Annotated in this window: 1 protein-coding gene; it reads right to left on the bottom strand. The window is 48.8% G+C overall.

Going from position 1 to position 725, the window contains the following annotated elements:
- Positions 1 to 188: 188 nt before the first annotated feature.
- A partial coding sequence (locus tag A3750_RS18430) for a methyl-accepting chemotaxis protein (protein WP_231871877.1) occupies positions 189 to 725 on the bottom strand: 537 nt, incomplete at its 5' end.

The raw sequence follows: 725 nt of genomic DNA, 5'->3' as shown, positions 1-725 counted from the left end.
TATAGTCTTAAAAACTCGTTGCTGTAGAGGGCATAGCGCTGGTCTTTTGCTTCTAGTGTCTAGGCCGAAGGCGCCACACTTTGTCGGCTGAGCGTGGATATAGAGAGCATTTGACAGGGGAGGGGGAGAGCGTCATAGATCAACGAGCACCAGGGTATGGTGCTCGTCGGCAAATGAACGGGCTGTAGCTATGTCTTGAAGCGAGATTTGATTGATTCCAACTGTTTCGCGTTGTGGTCGAGATCGCCAATCATTTGCTTGCTGCTACCAATCTGTGTGTTCATGTCGGACGCAGAGTGCACGATTTCACTGAGATTTTGGCTGATTTCGGCGGTAACGGTGCTTTGCTCATTTGCGGAGGTTGAAATGAATTGGTTCATCTCGTTTATTTGGTTTATCGCCTGTTCGACCTGCTCAATTAACTCCAAGCTGTTATGCGTGTTATCAACGCAAGTTTTCACTAAGCCCTGACTTGCTTGAATCGCGGTTACAGCCGTACTACTGCCTTTTTGCAGACTTTCAATCATGTTATTGATTTGTTCCGTCGCTTGTTGGGTGCGCATTGCAAGAGAACGGACTTCGTCTGCGACAACTGCAAAGCCGCGGCCTTGTTCGCCTGCTCGAGCCGCTTCGATGGCTGCGTTTAACGCAAGCAGATTGGTTTGCTCTGCAATTCCTCGGATGACATTCAGTAGCGAGCCAATTTCGGTTGTTTCTTCATCCAG

The sequence above is a fragment of the Oleiphilus sp. HI0079 genome (assembly GCF_001635105.1).
Note: the sequence above shows the minus strand (reverse complement) of the source record. Positions and strands in the feature narration are given on the sequence as shown.